13 protein-coding genes are annotated in these 16,477 nt (G+C 40.1%); 5 read left to right on the top strand and 8 right to left on the bottom strand.

The genetic code is table 11. The features are described 5' to 3' along the window. The 4 genes from FNT16_RS09365 to FNT16_RS09350 all read right to left on the bottom strand — a co-directional run bounded on the left by FNT16_RS09365 (position 1) and on the right by FNT16_RS09350 (position 6,699). Positions 1-1,374 (bottom strand): MotA/TolQ/ExbB proton channel family protein, encoded by a 1,374-nt coding sequence (locus tag FNT16_RS09365; RefSeq protein WP_143871337.1) that lies wholly within the window; start codon positions 1,372-1,374, stop codon positions 1-3. Between the two features lie 12 nt (positions 1,375-1,386). Further along, the gene (locus FNT16_RS09360; RefSeq protein ID WP_143871336.1) at positions 1,387-2,151 is read right to left on the bottom strand and encodes a DUF3450 domain-containing protein; all 765 of its coding nucleotides are present in this window, start codon (positions 2,149-2,151) and stop codon (positions 1,387-1,389) included. Between the two features lie 199 nt (positions 2,152-2,350). Next, positions 2,351-5,029 (bottom strand): TonB-dependent receptor plug domain-containing protein, encoded by a 2,679-nt coding sequence (locus FNT16_RS09355; RefSeq protein WP_143871335.1) that lies wholly within the window; start codon positions 5,027-5,029, stop codon positions 2,351-2,353. 68 nt (positions 5,030-5,097) lie between these two features. Next, a complete protein-coding gene (locus FNT16_RS09350; RefSeq protein ID WP_143871334.1) occupies positions 5,098-6,699 on the bottom strand; it encodes a hypothetical protein in 1,602 nt (533 codons plus the stop codon). A 439-nt stretch (positions 6,700-7,138) separates the two neighbouring features. Between FNT16_RS09350 and FNT16_RS09345 the strand changes: the two genes are divergently transcribed. The 5 genes from FNT16_RS09345 (at position 7,139) to bfr (FNT16_RS09325) (ending at position 11,006) form a co-directional block, all read left to right on the top strand. Next, positions 7,139-7,720 (top strand): 5-formyltetrahydrofolate cyclo-ligase, encoded by a 582-nt coding sequence (locus tag FNT16_RS09345; RefSeq protein ID WP_143871333.1) that lies wholly within the window; start codon positions 7,139-7,141, stop codon positions 7,718-7,720. Between the two features lie 79 nt (positions 7,721-7,799). Next, on the top strand, positions 7,800-8,453 hold the full coding sequence (gene rpiA, locus FNT16_RS09340) for a ribose-5-phosphate isomerase RpiA (RefSeq protein WP_143871332.1): 654 nt from the start codon (positions 7,800-7,802) through the stop codon (positions 8,451-8,453). A gap of 150 nt (positions 8,454-8,603) precedes the next feature. Next, a complete protein-coding gene (gene serA / locus FNT16_RS09335) occupies positions 8,604-9,839 on the top strand; it encodes a phosphoglycerate dehydrogenase (RefSeq protein WP_143871331.1) in 1,236 nt (411 codons plus the stop codon). Between the two features lie 222 nt (positions 9,840-10,061). Continuing rightward, complete coding sequence (gene bfr, locus FNT16_RS09330) at positions 10,062-10,526, top strand: bacterioferritin (RefSeq protein ID WP_143871330.1); 465 nt, start codon at positions 10,062-10,064, stop codon at positions 10,524-10,526. Between the two features lie 12 nt (positions 10,527-10,538). Further along, entirely contained in the window at positions 10,539-11,006 is a 468-nt protein-coding gene (gene bfr, locus FNT16_RS09325) for a bacterioferritin (protein ID WP_143871329.1), read from the top strand. Positions 11,007-11,067: 61 nt separating this feature from the next. Here bfr (FNT16_RS09325) and FNT16_RS09320 read toward each other — a convergent pair whose 3' ends face one another. The 4 genes from FNT16_RS09320 to rlmD form a co-directional block, all read right to left on the bottom strand. After that, a complete protein-coding gene (locus tag FNT16_RS09320) occupies positions 11,068-11,775 on the bottom strand; it encodes a hypothetical protein (RefSeq protein WP_143871328.1) in 708 nt (235 codons plus the stop codon). Between the two features lie 66 nt (positions 11,776-11,841). Then, on the bottom strand, positions 11,842-12,666 hold the full coding sequence (gene mazG, locus FNT16_RS09315; RefSeq protein ID WP_143871327.1) for a nucleoside triphosphate pyrophosphohydrolase: 825 nt from the start codon (positions 12,664-12,666) through the stop codon (positions 11,842-11,844). An 18-nt stretch (positions 12,667-12,684) separates the two neighbouring features. Further along, a complete protein-coding gene (relA, locus tag FNT16_RS09310) occupies positions 12,685-14,886 on the bottom strand; it encodes a GTP diphosphokinase (RefSeq protein ID WP_143871326.1) in 2,202 nt (733 codons plus the stop codon). A 14-nt stretch (positions 14,887-14,900) separates the two neighbouring features. Beyond that, positions 14,901-16,232 (bottom strand): 23S rRNA (uracil(1939)-C(5))-methyltransferase RlmD, encoded by a 1,332-nt coding sequence (gene rlmD, locus FNT16_RS09305; RefSeq protein ID WP_143871325.1) that lies wholly within the window; start codon positions 16,230-16,232, stop codon positions 14,901-14,903. Between the last annotated feature and the right edge of the window lie 245 nt (positions 16,233-16,477).

Genomic DNA, 16,477 nt, shown 5'->3' with positions numbered 1-16,477 from the left:
TTATTCTCCTTGCTCTGCTCGTTCCGCTATAATACCTGCACTTTGCTCTTGCAGGATTGAAACCAAACCACGGCTGCGAGAGTTCAGAACGGTGTAAAGTAATAACGTTGGAATCGCAACCACCAAACCTAATACAGTTGTGATAAGTGCCTGTGAGATACCACCCGCCATTAATTTCGGGTCACCTGTACCAAACAAAGTAATTGCTTGGAAGGTATTAATCATACCTGTTACCGTACCTAATAGACCAAGTAGCGGAGCTACAACTGAGATAATTTTGATAAAGGTTAAGTTACGCGCTAATTTTGGTGCTTCACGCAAAATTGCTTCACTTAATTTAAGCTCTAGTGTTTCGCTGTCAGCATTTGGATTTTCATCTTTAACTTTCATCACACGACCTAATGGGTTGTCTGATTTCGCTGTTGGTTCTTTTAACTGACGCTTAATTTTACCGCCAACCAAAGTTAGGCTAATAAAGCGCTCTAACGCCAACAATAAACCGACCAAACCGACGGCTAAGATAACGTAACCAACGGTGCCACCTTGCTCAACACGCTCTTTTAAATCAGGCGCTTGAACCAACAAACCTAAAATAGAACCGCCGGTTGGGTCTAATGCAAACTCAACCAACTCACCGCGCTGCTCTTGTACTGCAGAAGCCGTATCTAAATAACGCTCAGAAGGTTGACGCGCCAACTCCGCCAAAGATCCAGTTTGCTGCACATATTCAACAAATTTGCCATTAGAAACCAAGTTAAATGCGCCTACACGAACCACTTCCTGTTCGTTTTTAGTTCCTGTTTCTGCACTTACAACCGGTGCGTTAAAGCGTACAACTTTACCTGACTCTGTCATTTCTCGTTGTAATTCAAACCACACACGCTCAATTTCTTCAACTGACGCTAACTTTGAGCTTTTACCCATTTTTTGCGCCAGTTCATCTAAAAAGACGTCACGATTTGGGAACTGAGCAGAAATAATAGAATTTTGGAACTTGCCTTTCATATCACCTGATACTTGTTGCAAAACACCAAATAGCTCTTTTAATGAACCCATGCGGTTGTTTAACGTATTGCTTAAATCTGCTAAGTGAATTTCGTTTTCTTCGAAAGTGGTTTCTAGCTGTTCGCTACGTTGAACCAATTGATTACGACGCGCTGCTGCGTCATTCAACATTTGCACTTGTTGTTCTTTTTTAGCTAAAAACTCAGATTCACGTTCTTTATTTTGTTGGTTTTGAAATAACTGACCTTGTTCCAGCTTTTTTAACAACTGGTCAAGATTGACTGCCGTTTCTGCCTCTGCCAAAACCGGCGCCGATAATGTTGCGCTTAATGCAACTGAAGCCAATAGGCTTTTTACTAACTTATTCATCTTTCAAACCTCTTATTCAGCTGCAGAAATTGGTAACACAAGTAAATCAGGGGCTAATTGTTTACGGGCGATACGTAAACCTTTAGTAATTTGCGTACGGTATTCTGGTGATAGCTCAACAAATGATTTGCTGTTGGTATCCCACGCACCGCTTAGTTTGCCATCACGAGTTTGGTAAATTAATGCAACACGACCTACACGTAGAAAATCCACGTCACGTTCTTGGCCGTCAATTTCCAATGTGCTGGTATAAGCTTCAATTGTTTTGCCGTAATCAACTTCAACTTGATAGGCTTCTAATACACGACGGAATTTTTCAGATGGTGAGATATCAGCACGATCCATCATACTTTTTAAATCGGCAATACGTTTTTCACGCTCTTGCGGTAAAAAAGGCACATCTAAATTTACAAACTGCTCTAAGCCGTCAATCATACGAATCATCAATGGCGTAACCTGACGCTCGACAACCGACACTTTGTCGATTGATTCATTGATGTCAGCCATTTCAGCTTCTTGGTTGGCAACCTGTTTTTCTAATTGACGGTTGTATACCAATAGGCCTTCAATTTCCTTATTGATTGCTTTGTACTGCTGTAAGCGCACCTGGATGTCATCGCTGATTTTATCGATTTTCTGTTGTGATTTTTCAGCAGATTGATTAATTTTTTGACCTGCTTTTACTGCAGGCTCTAGGCTATCGGCTGCCTGAGCGAACGATGCTACTGCAACAGCTGATGCAATAACAGTCGTTTTAAACACATGCGAAAGGCTCATATTAAAGCTTCCTGAAATAGTTTGACATTGAAATTTAGGAAGCACTATATGTCGGTTAGGTTACAACCAGATTAACTTGAAATGACAGAAATATGACAAAGATGCAGGTGAGGTTATTAAATGGATGAAAATCGGTCTAATGTAAAATTGAAGGGGTGGACAAGCCACCCCCTAAAGTACAAATACGATCTTGTATCTACTAGAACTCGTAACTGTAGCTTAAACTTGCGCCCAATCCGATCTCTTTTGACCGAACAGTTACGTCAGATTGAGTCACTTCCTGATCTTCATTAAGTAAATTTTTAAGTTTTAATTTAATTTTTGAATTAAAGTCAGGATAATACGTGTACACAAAATCTAGAGAGTGAAATGGCTGCTCCATTGCATCCTCTCGTCCAAGTACACCTGCTGCCAAGATTCGCTCACCAAACACATTATAAACCAACGAACTACTATGTTCGCCATCAGATGAATCGTAATTTAATTGCAAATTAACGACGTATTCTGAATGACCTGTCATCCGTTTAGTTGGGTTTGTTAAACTACCAGCTTGCGCTGGATCTATAACAGCCTCAGAATCTGATAAAGTAATATTACCTGAGGTAAAAATACCATCAGCTAAATAAGTTAGGTCATGCATCCATTCAACTTCAACACCCATAACTTCAGCCGATTCACCATTCACGAAAGTCGCAGAATATTCTTCATCGCCTATTTGTAAAACAGTCTCTATTGGTGCGTCTATATCCTTATAAAAAGCAGCAACTGAGAAACTGTCACCTAGACTTCCATAATATTCATAACGTAAGTCATAGTTTTTAATTGGACTGCTTTTTAATCCAGAGCGACCAAAGGTTCTAATATCAGTCAAAGGGTCAGTATAAGAAACTGGCACAACTTCACGCAAATCTGGGCGAACAACAGTTTCACCATAACCGAAACGTATTTGATAACTCTCACCGCCAATATAAGTAAGAGAGAGAGCCGAGTACGTTTCATCTTCGTTTATCGTTCCAGCTTGAATTTTCTCTGGGTCATAATAAATATCTAAATCATCACCATCAAAAATCAAACTTGAAGTACCTATGGAAACTTGCTGAAATTCTTCATATCGTAGACCACCGCTTACACGCCATTGGCCTTGATATATGACATCAAACATACCATAACCCGCCGCAACTTTCTGTGCAGCTAGATAGTCGTCAGCGCGAGGAGACGTTGGCTCATTGAATTGAATAGTGGCACTCGAGCTGTCGATAAATGAATCGGTTAAATAACCAGAGTTATTTAACCGGTTACCGTTATTATCAACGTCTACGGCAGCACCTGACAAGTTAACAGCAAAACTAGAAGTTGAATAGACACGGGCTCTATCAACAAAATCATAACCTGCTTTAAATTCCATTTCGAAATCGGACAAATATACAGGCAAGTTTAGGTTGCCACTGTACGAGTCTACATGGTCTTCCATGTTAGTGTAACTGTATACTGCACGATTATCGTCACCAGAGACGACTGAATTTACATACTCACCATTAGAGTTGAATTTATCGCCAAATTTATAAATCACATCAACTGGAATATCGGTCTCAGCTTTAGATCTAGTATATTGCCAATCAAAACCTAAACCACCAAAATCAAGAAAAGTGTGCTTCCCTTGAAATTGAGAAACACTTAAAGTGCGCTCTTCATAGAGAAATTCATGGTTTCTGTTTGCAGAACCGTCTCTGATTATTGCAAAACTAGAGCTCGCCGCAGGTGCTTGTAAAATAGAAACATCAACTTCGTCTTCATTATCTTCAAGATAAATATTTGACCAAGACAGCTGGTGACCTTTTCTTTTATAACCCACGTTAAATACAGCATTGAGCCTTTCGTTTTCAGTTGATGTCACAGAATCTTTTACAACCTCATAACATGAGGTATCAACTTGCTCGATTGTATCCAGTGAAGTAGCACAGTTATCTGACAAATCATTAGTGATAATTGCATTACGCTTTTCACTCGCGTCTCTAACGCTGTCATAGGCTACAGACGCTAGAAATCCAAGCTGACCATCTAGTACTTCAAAGCTATCACCAACATGAGCTTTTATGTTGTAATTTGGATCAAGAGATTCTTCTTCGATCTCCAAATTACGCGGTAGCGTTTTTAATAGCTGCTTATTTAACAATAAAGCTTGTTGACCTGCAGTTTGTGTATCAGTTGATTTAAGTGCTTTCTCTTCAATAATAGAAGATAAACTAAAGTCTCCCCTATAAACTGCAATAGCGTCATATAGGCTAGCGTCCAGCCCTGAATCATTTCGTTCATATGAAAACCCATCGGACGCACTCGAGTCCATACCCGCACCAATTTCAAAACCAGCAATAAACTCAGTTGGAACCGATTTAGTGCGGATGTCGATCGAACCACCACCGAACGCAGCAGGCATGGACGGAGAGTAAGCTTTTTGCACAGACAAACTTTCAATAATACTTGATGGGAAAATATCCAGCGGAACTACATTACGAGTCAGATCTGGACTTGGAATACTCGCACCATTCAATCTAGCGCTAGAATACCTCTCACCTAAACCTCGAACATAAATAAACTTACCATCGACCAAGGTCAAACCTGTCACTCGACGCAATGCCGAAGCTGCGTCACTGTCACCTGTTCGAGATAATTGCTCGGCACCCAATATGTCGGCTACGAACGCTTGACTTTTTCTTTCTTCGATCACTGCAGCAGCAGATCCTTGCAGACGACTAGCCGTAGCTACAACTTCTTCCATTGCAATTTCGTCATTTTCTGCAGCGAGGGCAGGATGACTAGCTACAGTCAACCCAAAAGTCACAGCGCAGGCAATTTTGTTAAATCTGTATTGATTTTTCATATTTATACCTTTGCTTTAGCAAAAAAATAGGCGCAACATAGCGCCCATTTTTAAAATACCACTCTATATTAATCAGCTTTAGCGGCAGTGTATGCAGCTTCTACCCATTTGTACCAATTAGAACTAGTGTCTGTATCAGCTAAAGCACCAGTAGTGTTTGCATTTTTAGCAGTAGATGAAGTGTTAGTAGAAAAACCATTCGTTGCTAACACATCAGATGTAGAACCAATACGAGTGTTGCCACCGTTATCAAACCAAGCTGTTTTCGCGGTACCCGCTAATGTACCACCAGCACTAGCACCAAACTGAGCTTCCGCAAATTCTGCATCTGAATCACAAGCTAATGTTGAGTTTACAAACGTAATCTTGTCAGCTTGTTTTTCACCATCAGTAGAGTGGGTTATACATGAAGAAGCAACTGCAGCGTTATCATTTTGCTTAACAACCAATACGTTATCAAAGCTAGCATTAAAGTAGTCATCGAATTTAAAGCCCATAGATGATGATCCGTCTGCAGGACCGTCACGAACAGACAGTTCGTCGGTAGTAATAATGGTTACATCCTTGATTGAAGGAACAAATCCTCCACGAGTATCCGCATCTGAACTACCTTTAAGGCCATCAGCTTCGAATCCACCGTTACCCATGTGGGCAACTGTACCGTCAGCCAAAGTAACACTACCGTGCATTACAAATAAGTGATGCGCATCACCTTGCCAACCCGCATCTAAGTCAAACGAATCATCCTGCGTATCAGTTACAGCGATGTATGCTAAATCAGCTGCACCACCGAAAATTTCAACACCGTCATCAAAACCTTGGTGAATGTGAATATACTCAAAGCTAGAACCTGCACCAACAGCGTTAAGGGTTAACGAGTTTAGGTCGTCACCACCACCGCCTTCACGCGGTCCAGAACCTGCGTACCAAATTTTAGCGTATTTAATTGAACCACTAGAATCAGTGTTGTCGTTACCACCAAAGAAAGAAGGAATACCTTCAGAAGGAACATTACATGTACCACCAGTACGCTGAGCGTCTGTACATTGGTCAGTGATACCATTACCGTTGATAATAATACCGCCCCAGTCAGCATATTTTGCACCATTACCTACGTCATCAAAACGGTCAAATGCATATGCAGACGTGAAAGCAATTGGCTTTTCTAAAGTACCAACAGCTTGAATTTTTGCACCACGAGCAATACGAATAATCGCTTCACCAGATTTAAACGCTAAAGTTGCACCTGGCTTAACTGTCATAGTTGGGCCGTTTGCTGGGATGGTAAATCCAGTGCTAGTATCGCCATCTGCGCCAATTTGCAATGCTTTTTCGAAAACGTGTACACCACCATCAGGTAACTCTTCAAACGTAATGTTGGAAGTAATAGAAATGTTTGCACTTGCAAATGAGTCGTTATATAGACAGTCATTACCAGCAGCAACACCCTCTACAGTACCAGCATCAGTTGTATAGCTTGCACAAACAACTTCTACCGCATTATTACCGCCGCCATTGTTATTTGTTACATTGTTAGAATTATCACCAACACTGTTGTCTGTTGTGCTAGTGTCATTAACAGTCGGAGTAATATTAATATCTCCGCCACAACCTGCTAAAGTCAAAGAAGCTGCAACTGCAGTCATTGCAAAAATGTGCTTAAGTTTCATGGATATCTCCGTTTTGTAATTTAGTGCGTTAAATTAATTCAAAGAATTTACGCGCAGAGATTACGCATGAAAAATGACAATTAGTTGCCAAAATTATGACAGTTAGATTACAAGCGCATTGATTATTAACTATTTTCACTGCTAAAAACACATGAAAAATTGTTGTTAAAAGCAATAGAAATGCAGGTTTAACCGCAATAAATGGGATGAAAAGCTGAAGTTTTAAATACTTGCTGCAAAAGATTAAAAATTACAATTTGTTACAATTTAACGACAATTAAAACAAACAACAACATCTTATATACAGCTGGTTTTAAATGATGCTGTTAGCTATTATCACCAATTTTTTTGTTTTAACCTAAACCAGTTTCTCACAGTAGATGAAAACCCAGTAAAATTGCATAATAGCAATATTGAAAGACAATACTCCCAGTCGTAAATGAATCTAACCAGAGTTGAACTTAGAAAACACATTCGCAAAATGCGCCGCGCTTTATCAACAGAGCAGCAATTAACGGCCAGCCATCAAATCGCGTTGCAAGTAAAACAACTCGGATTAATGAATGCTCGCTGCAAGATCGCCGCGTTTATCGCCAATGATGGTGAAATTTCACCACAAGATATTATAAAAGATGCCTGGCAACTGGATGCTTCTGTTTATTTACCCGTATTACACCCTTTTGCAGAAAATCATTTAGCGTTTTTTTCTTTTCAGGAAAACTCTAAAATGCGCATCAATAAATATAACATTCCTGAACCCTATATAAGTTGCCCCACTATCTGCCCGGTCAATGAACTTGATCTGGTTTTTGTCCCCTTAGTGGCATTTGATAAACAGGGCAATCGAATGGGCATGGGTGGTGGTTATTATGATCGCACTTTTGCCCAAGTAAAAAACAGTAAAACACGCTTAATTGGCTTGGCACATGACTGTCAGTGCGTTGAAAAACTGCCAGTTGAAAGTTGGGACGTGCCACTAGATATGTTAATTACACCTAGCCAAATTTATTCATTTAATTGATACGTTGGTCGGATATTATTCCGACAACTAGATTTATTAGTTATACTATTGCCACTTTTTTCTTCGGGAAATATCACACATGAATCAAAATGACAAAAAGCGAGCTGTCGCGGAAGCCGCCATAAAGTATGTTGAGAAAGATGCAATTATTGGCGTCGGCACTGGCAGTACAACAAATTATTTCATTGAGGCGTTAGCCCCTTTAGCGGAAGACATCCAGGGGGCTGTGTCTAGTTCCGAAGCATCTACCGAAAAATTAAAAGCATTAGGTATTGAAGTATTCGACTTAAACCAAGTTGCTTCTTTTGATATTTACGTCGACGGTGCTGATGAAGTTAACCCGCAAAAACATATGATAAAGGGTGGCGGTGCTGCGTTAACACGCGAAAAAATCGTATCCGCTGTTGCGAAAAAATTTATTTGTATTGTCGATGACAGCAAACGTGTGGACGTATTGGGTAAGTTTCCACTTCCTGTTGAAGTCATACCCATGGCGCGCAGTTATGTAGCGCGTGAAATTGTTAGATTAGGCGGTGATCCGGTTTATCGTCAAGGCGTAACAACAGACAATGGGAATGTCATTTTAGATGTTTATAATTTACAAATCACCGACCCGGTTACGCTTGAAGCGCAGTTAAATCAGATAACAGGTGTTGTCACCAATGGCATTTTTGCCGCCCGTGCGGCTGATGTGGTTTTAGTTGCCACTGATAAAGGCGTAGATACCTATTAATTGAGCGATTAGTTGAGCGATTAGTTGAGCGATTAGTTGGCCTTTTAGTGATTACGATTAATCATTATATATATCGAAAAAAAGATGCAGATTTTTTGTCAATCTATATAATTGCGGGCATTATTTAGACCATAACGCCTTGGGAACCAAATGAGTAAATTCTCCTTAGCTAAAGATAAAATCCGAATCCTTCTTCTAGAAGGTGTTCACCAAAGCGCGATTAAAACACTTAATAACGCGGGCTACACCAATATTGAGTATTTAAAAACTTCACTGGCTGAAGAAGATTTAATCGCAAAAATTAAAGATGCACATTTTGTTGGTTTGCGCTCACGCACTCAGTTAACACGTAACGTGCTACAAAACGCAGAAAAGCTGATCGGTATCGGTTGTTTTTGTATTGGCACCAACCAAGTTGATTTGGATGCTGCATGCGAGTTTGGTATTCCGGTTTTTAATGCACCGTTTTCAAATACACGCTCTGTTGCCGAGTTGGTTATCGGTGAAATTTTATTATTGTTCCGTCGTATTCCGGAAAAAAGCACATTAGCGCACGAAGGTATTTGGCAAAAATCGGCCAATGGCTCGATTGAAGCGCGTGGCAAGACACTCGGTATTATAGGTTACGGCCATATTGGTACTCAGTTGGGTATTTTAGCTGAAACCATTGGTATGAATGTGATTTTTTATGATATCGAAGATAAACTGCCACTTGGTAATGCTAAACAAGTTCACAATTTAAATGATTTGTTGGCGCAATCTGACGCTGTTACTTTGCATGTACCAGAAAATGCCAGCACCAAAGACATGTTTGGTGCTGAGCAGTTTAAAGCAATGAAACAAGGTGCAATGTTTATTAACGCTTCTCGTGGTACGGTTGTAGACATTGAGGCCTTAGCTGAATTTTTGGCTGGCGAACAACCGCATTTAGGCGGCGCAGCAATCGACGTGTTCCCTGTTGAGCCCAAATCAAATGATGAAGAGTTTGTTTCGCCATTACGCGGTTTGAAAAACGTATTGTTAACACCGCATATTGGTGGCTCTACGTTAGAAGCACAAGAGAATATCGGTATTGAGGTAGCGGGCAAACTGGCTAAATATAGTGATAATGGTTCTACTTTATCAGCAGTAAACTTCCCAGAGGTATCACTCCCTTCACATGAAGGCCGCAGCCGTTTATTACACATCCATAAGAATCAACCAGGTGTTTTAACTCAAATCAACCAAGCGTTTGCTGAAAAAGGTATTAATATCTCAGCTCAGTATTTACAAACTAACGCTGAAATTGGTTATGTTGTATTAGAAGTTGACTCTGATGACAGCCAAACCGCATTAGAACAATTAAAAGCAATTGATGGCACAATTAAAGCGCGCGTTTTATTGTAAACCATTGAATGCCACGCTAAATTGTAAAGGAGCTTAACGGCTCCTTTTTTGTTTCTGTCATCTTATCTTAAGCTTGCAACTATATCGTTAAACAAATCACTAACCGAAATATGAATAAGAATGGTTAACAGTTGCAACCCTTTGAAATAAAAGATTTTTTTGCACTTTTCGGTTTTTCCACTATACTCGCACTATATAAATTTGATCAGCTGGGAGCAAACCATGAAAGGCAACAAGCAAGTCATTGATTATCTGAACAAAGTTCTAACGGCAGAGCTGACTTCTATCAATCAGTTTTTTCTACATGCACGTATGTTTAAAAACTGGGGACTTAATCAGTTAAACGAAAAAAGCTATAAAAAGTCGATTAAAGACATGAAACAAGCCGATGATATCATTGAGCGCGTGCTTTTATTAGAAGGGTTACCTAACCTACAACGGCTTGGCTCTTTAAGAATAGGTGAAGAAACTAAAGAAATGTTGACCTGTGACATGGCCTTTCAGGTAGAACAAATTGGTTTGTTAAAAGAAGCTATCGCCGCTTGTGAGAACGCTCAGGATTATGTCAGCCGGGATTTACTGGAAGATATACTCGAGTATGAAGAAGAGCATATCGACTGGATTGAAACCCAACAGTATCAAATTGACAACATGGGGATCGAAAATTATCTCCAGGCACAGCTTTAAACGGAGGCAAAAATGAAAGGCAACCAAGTTATCATCGATGCGCTAAATAAACTGTTAGCGAATGAATTAGCTGCTATGGACCAGTATTTTTTACATTCAAGAATGTATCAAGACTGGGGACTCAACAAGCTTTATGAGCGTATCGATCACGAATTTGATGATGAAAAATCACATGCGTCAGCCCTTATCGAACGTATCTTGTTTTTAGAAGGTACACCGGATATGAGCACGCGTGATGGTATTAAAATCGGTACCGATGTACCCTCTATGTTAGAAAGCGATTTACGCGTTGAATACACTGTTGCTAAGCTTTTAAAAGATACCATTGCACTTTGTGAAAAAGAGCAGGACTATGTCACGCGCGAAATGCTAGAAACGTTATTAGATGATACTGAAGAAGACCATGCTTATTGGTTAGAACAGCAATTACGTTTAATTAAAATGTTAGGCTTGCCAAATTACTTGCAGTCTCAGATGTAATCGGCGTGTATTTTTAGCGTTCATTTATTATTTTATTTATTACCCAGCGACTGGCATTTAGTTATTCGGTCTCTGGGTTTTGTAGTCTTAACTGCGCATTTGCGTACTCTTTATAAGCTTCGATTTGGCTAAATTTAGGAACGGTCGGCAACCATTTAAGTGCTTGCTCTGGATTATGCGAAAACACCTTTCGGATAAATAGATCACTAAAGTCATTGGGTATTTTTGCAAAAGCAGGTTCATTGTCTAGGTAATCTTGTAATTTATCTGGGTGATATTGATAAAAACCCAATGCAAGCTGCAACGCCAAATGATCATCATACCCGCGCGCTAAAAAACTTTTACTCAGCTCACCGGCTTGTTCAGGAAAGTTATACACAGTTCGCTGAATGATATGTTGCTGTACTTGAGAGTTGGCTAAATCATAACCGCGGCGAAAGGCGCGCTTATATAATTGCTCAGAATTTGCATTCAGCCATTCGTCAACATAATTGTTAAAAGCCTCTGGATGTGATGCGCCATGCAACTGCAATAGTCGCTGCCATGAATAAAGCTTAGGCATTTTTTCAGCTAAGCGTTCCTGAATATACAAATCACTAGAAGGCGCTTGAGTACCGGAGGAGTCCCTTACACTGCTTGTAGAAGTGGCAATTGTTTTATGTTTCTTAGGTTTCTCAGGTTCAGGCTCTTGCAACAGCCAAGGCTCTATTATTTTGTAGCTCACAGCTAAAATGACAATAGCAAAAAAGATAGAGGTTAGTTTTTGCACTAGGCTTTCCCAATTAACGGCTAAGGACAATATCAAAAATAGTTTAGATTCAATAAGATTTCAAAGTTATTTGTCTTTAGCTTCGCTTTTTACCTGTTGCCACAAGGCTTCCATTTGCTGCAAACTCAAATGAGCAAAATCATCTGTATACTTTTTGCTGGCCAGTATTTCGATTTTACGGAAGCGTTTTTCAAACTTTTGATTAGCGGCGCGCAAAGTTGTTTCAGGGTCTAATTTAAGCTTTCGGTTTACATTAACCAGAGCAAACATCAAATCGCCTAATTCTTCCGCTATTAATGCTTTTTGCTGAGCATCATGGTCTTTCTGTGCCAGCTCTACTTCCAGCTCTGCAATTTCTTCTTTTACTTTATCGATTGCACCGTTAATGTCCGGCCAATCAAAGCCAACACTGGCACAGCGTTTTTGTAATTTATTGGCGCGTGTTAAGGCAGGTAAATTAGTGGGGACATTGTCTAAGACACTATTAAATTCAGACTCTGACTTCTGTGCTCTTTCTTTGGCTTTTTCGGCTTCCCAATTGGCTTTTATCTGAGCATCGTCACTAAAATCTGCGTTTGAAAAAACATGCGGGTGACGGCGAACTAATTTTTCTGAAACCGTGTGTATCACATCCGCTATGTCAAAGCGGTTTTCTTCAGTGGCTAATTGGCAATAAAAAACGACTTGAAAAAGTAAGTCGCCTAACTCGCCTTTTAATTCTTCAAAATCTCCCTGTTCTATCGCATCTGCAACTTCATAGGCTTCTTCTAAGGTATGTGGCACGATAGATTGATAATTTTGTTTTAAGTCCCACGGACAACCAGAATCAGGATCTCGCAGCGCGCGCATAATATCCAGCAGGTCGTTTAGTTGATATCTTTCTTTTTGCATTTGTCGTTTAGTTCTCTTTTAAGCGTTTAAACGCTTAGCTTCAAAGATGTCGGGTAACTGGCTCAACTTAGATAATAATTTAGTCAAACTTTCCAAGTGCGGTACAGACATATCAATATCAATAGCCGCTTCTTGTTTAACTTCATCTGAATGACTGCGCACGCCCAAAACATAAGCTTTTTCGTTTGCTAAGATGGTTGTAATATCACGCAATAAACCTGTTCGGTCTACTGCGACAACTCTAACGGTGACTCGGTATCCACTGGAATCGCCGCCGCCCCATTCGACATCGACTGCACGTTCTGGGTGCTGATCTAACATTTGTGCGAGTTGTTCACAGTCCGCTCGGTGAATGGAAACCCCTTTGCCATGCGTAATGTATCCTGCAACCGTGTCGCCTTTCACCGGATTACAGCATTTCGCCATATAGGTTAATAAATTACCCACACCCTGTACCACCACGCCTTGAGCGTTAGCCTGTTGTTTAGGCGGTGCTGAGCCTAACTTGCTGAGCAATCGTTCATCAATTTCATCTTTTGATTTTTGAATTCGGCTTTGAATGAAGTTTATGATCTGGCTGCAGCTAACATCTCCACCACCTACTGCCGCTAATAAATCATCCATTTGGCTCATATTAAAACGTGCAATTGCAGGTTCTGCGTCCTGCAAGGTCAAGCCTGAACGACGTAACTCGGCTTCTAATAAGTCTCGCCCTTCAGTTAAGTTTTTCTCTTTGTCTTGTTGTTTAAACCAATGGTGGATTTTAGCTCTGGCACGGCTTGAATTTACATAGCCTAAGCTAGCATTTAACCAATCCCGCTTGGGGTTTGGTTCTTTGCTGGTCATAATTTCAATCTGGTCGCCATTTTGCAAAACGTAACTAAAGGGCACAATCCGCCCTGATACCTTAGCACCTATGCAACAGTGACCCACATTACTGTGTATATAGTATGCAAAATCGAGTGGCGTACTGCCTTGTGGTAAATCAACCACATCACCTTTAGGGGTAAAAACATAAACTCGGTCTTCAAAAACCTGACTGCGCAATTCTTCTAACATTTCGCTGCCGCCGTTGACATCTTCCTGCCATTGCAACAGCTTACGCAACCAATTTATTTTTTCTTGGTAACTATCCTCTTTACCATTTGCCGTGCCTTCTTTATATCGCCAATGTGCCGCGACACCCAATTCGGATTCTTCGTGCATTTGAAAAGTACGAATTTGCACTTCTATCGATTTACCTTCAGGCCCAATTACAACCGTATGAATAGACTGATAGCCATTGGGTTTAGGTGCTGATATATAGTCATCAAATTCTCGTGAAATGGGTCGCCACTTGGTATGCACGGCGCCTAACGCTTTGTAACAATCGGATACAGAGTCAACCAGTATACGTACTGCTCGTATATCAAATAAGCGTTCAAAAGACAGATCCTTTTTCTGCATTTTTTTCCAAATACTGTAAATATGCTTAGGACGCCCAAACACATCACCACTGACTCCGACTGTACTTAAAGAAGCTTTTACTTGCTGCACAAAATTACGAATATATGAAGCTCTGTCTTTGCGCTTTTCGTCTAACATTCCAGCGATGCGCTGGTAGGTTTCTGGGTGTTGATAACGAAAACAGTAATCTTCGATTTCCCACTTAATTTGACCTATACCTAAACGGTTGGCAAGTGGTGCATAGATAGTAGAGGCTTCTTTCGCAGCTAATACCCGAGTTTCTTCATCCGCATTTTTTGCAAGACGCAGTTCGATGATACAAACAGCCAACTTGATAACGACAGCACGCACATCTTCCACCATAGCCAATAACATGCGACGTATGTTGTCTATTTGATCACCAGACAAATCGCCTCTTTTTTGACTATGTAATATCCGAATAGCCGCCATTTGTTCAATACCATGTACTAATTCAAATACGGTTTTTGAATAGTGGCTCGTGATAGTTTCGGAAGTAATTAAATCACGCTGCCAGTATGGATATAACATAGCTGCGGTTAAAGTTTCCGCATCCATATTTAAGGTGTTTAATATCTCAACCAACTCTCGAGAGATACTGACAATAAGCGGATTATTATCGATTTCAGTTAGAAAATTATGACACTGAGAAACCGCTTTTTTACGCGCGGTGTCAGAAAACTCGAGACTTTCCAACCATGCTGGAAAGTCTAAAAATTTGATATTTTTATCGTGCGATTTTCTAACCGAAACCATGTTTAATCCATCTACTATTTGCTAAACAATGCCATTGTTTCTACGTGTGCGGTATGTGGAAACATATCAATAAGGCCAATTTTTTCAATGTGGTAACCATGAGACACCAATTCTGCACTATCGCGCATCAAAGAATTTGCATCACAAGCCACATATAGTACCTTAGAAGCATGCCAATTTGCACTGCTCAGACAAATACCGAAGGCACCTTCACGCGAAGGATCTAAAATCATTTTATTGTATTTTAGCCAATCTATCTGCTGCAAGCTGTCTGTTTTCGCTAAATCCATTTGCTGAAATTCGGCATTCGTTAAATTATTTAGCTGCGCATTGCGCTTTGCTTGCTGTACCGCTTCGTCACTACCTTCTATACCAAGCACATACTGCGCCATTTTTGCCAGTGGTAATGCAAAATTCCCACTGCCGCAAAACATATCGAGTATCGTGTCTTCTTTGCTTGCAGCCAGCCAATCAATCGCTTGTTGAACCATAGCTTGATTCATCTGATGATTGACTTGAACAAAGTCGGTTAAGTTATAATGAATTTTTAGAGCTTCAAGCGGGTAGTAAAGTTCACTGCTTTTCAGTTGATGTACACTTAAATCTGTTAATTCATCCGCGGCATCTAATATATACAGATTGACCTTATTGGACGCGGCAAAATTCGTTAATATTTGCTGATCATGTATGGATAATTGCTCATTCGTTTTAATCAGCATAATAGGTTTTTCACCTACGTGATTAAATTCGATATGACCTAAATGTTTTTTACCCTGCAATTTATTAAGCGCTTGCGGTAATTCAGATAATACGCCTTGAAAGGCTTGAGGCATGATTAAGCAACTGTCAATCTCAACTATTTTTTTACTTTTACGTTGGCGAAAGCCGACATGTAAGTAATCTTGCTTGCCTTCATACCAGGTTGCTAACCTGCTGCGATTGCGATAATACGTGGCTTGCCCTTGTAAGGCAGGTTGCCAATTTAATGCGTATAAACCAACCTTGCCCAATAAACCTGCAACAAATTTCTGTTTTTCATCAATTTGTGCGTTTGTATTAAGATGTTGCAGTTGGCAGCCTCCGCATTGCGCATACCATTTACATTCAGCTTGAACCCGATCGTTACTGGCTTGAATAATTTTATGTAATTTGGCCTCGGTAAACTGTTTTTTATCCGCTATATTTTGGACAAGCACCGTCTCATTCGGTAAAGCTCCTTCGACAAAAACAACCTTCCCTTTGTGGCGTGCAACCCCTCTCGCTTGGTTGTCTAATGATTCAATTTTTACCTGATACGGTTTGTTGTTGGTTTTTTTGGGTTTTGCAGATTTAAATAACTGAACCATAAAGGAAAGCGCCAAATGAAAATATCAAAAGGCGCTATTATAGCTCAAACTTATAAAAATGTTTTGTTTCCTGCCTAAATCAAAGATCAATAGGCTCTAGGGCGTGTTGATCTTTGTTTATAATTTGAGCTGAGAGAAAAAATGGTCTTAGGCAAGGCAGAAATAATGAAGTTTAGTCATCTAAATAAGTTATTTCTAACGCTGCATAAGACCATTTTGGCCTCAGCCCGAAGGGCAATGGCTAT

The sequence above is a fragment of the Catenovulum sediminis genome, from assembly GCF_007289895.1.
GTDB classification, from domain to species: domain Bacteria; phylum Pseudomonadota; class Gammaproteobacteria; order Enterobacterales; family Alteromonadaceae; genus Catenovulum; species Catenovulum sediminis.
The sequence above is the reverse complement of the archived record's forward strand: the minus strand, read 5'-3'. Positions and strand labels throughout refer to the sequence as shown.

Excerpts from the sequence above, each read along its gene's own strand:
- FNT16_RS09345 (WP_143871333.1), top strand. The coding sequence starts at position 7,139 with ATGAATCTAACCAGAGTTGAACTTAGAAAACACATTCGCAAAATGCGC.
- bfr (WP_143871329.1), top strand. The coding sequence starts at position 10,539 with ATGAAAGGCAACCAAGTTATCATCGATGCGCTAAATAAACTGTTAGCG.
- FNT16_RS09350 (WP_143871334.1), bottom strand. The coding sequence starts at position 6,699 with ATGAAACTTAAGCACATTTTTGCAATGACTGCAGTTGCAGCTTCTTTG.
- FNT16_RS09360 (WP_143871336.1), bottom strand. The coding sequence starts at position 2,151 with ATGAGCCTTTCGCATGTGTTTAAAACGACTGTTATTGCATCAGCTGTT.
- rlmD (WP_143871325.1), bottom strand. The coding sequence starts at position 16,232 with ATGGTTCAGTTATTTAAATCTGCAAAACCCAAAAAAACCAACAACAAA.
- FNT16_RS09355 (WP_143871335.1), bottom strand. The coding sequence starts at position 5,029 with ATGAAAAATCAATACAGATTTAACAAAATTGCCTGCGCTGTGACTTTT.
- FNT16_RS09365 (WP_143871337.1), bottom strand. The coding sequence starts at position 1,374 with ATGAATAAGTTAGTAAAAAGCCTATTGGCTTCAGTTGCATTAAGCGCA.
- relA (WP_143871326.1), bottom strand. The coding sequence starts at position 14,886 with ATGGTTTCGGTTAGAAAATCGCACGATAAAAATATCAAATTTTTAGAC.
- rpiA (WP_143871332.1), top strand. The coding sequence starts at position 7,800 with ATGAATCAAAATGACAAAAAGCGAGCTGTCGCGGAAGCCGCCATAAAG.
- bfr (WP_143871330.1), top strand. The coding sequence starts at position 10,062 with ATGAAAGGCAACAAGCAAGTCATTGATTATCTGAACAAAGTTCTAACG.
- mazG (WP_143871327.1), bottom strand. The coding sequence starts at position 12,666 with ATGCAAAAAGAAAGATATCAACTAAACGACCTGCTGGATATTATGCGC.
- serA (WP_143871331.1), top strand. The coding sequence starts at position 8,604 with ATGAGTAAATTCTCCTTAGCTAAAGATAAAATCCGAATCCTTCTTCTA.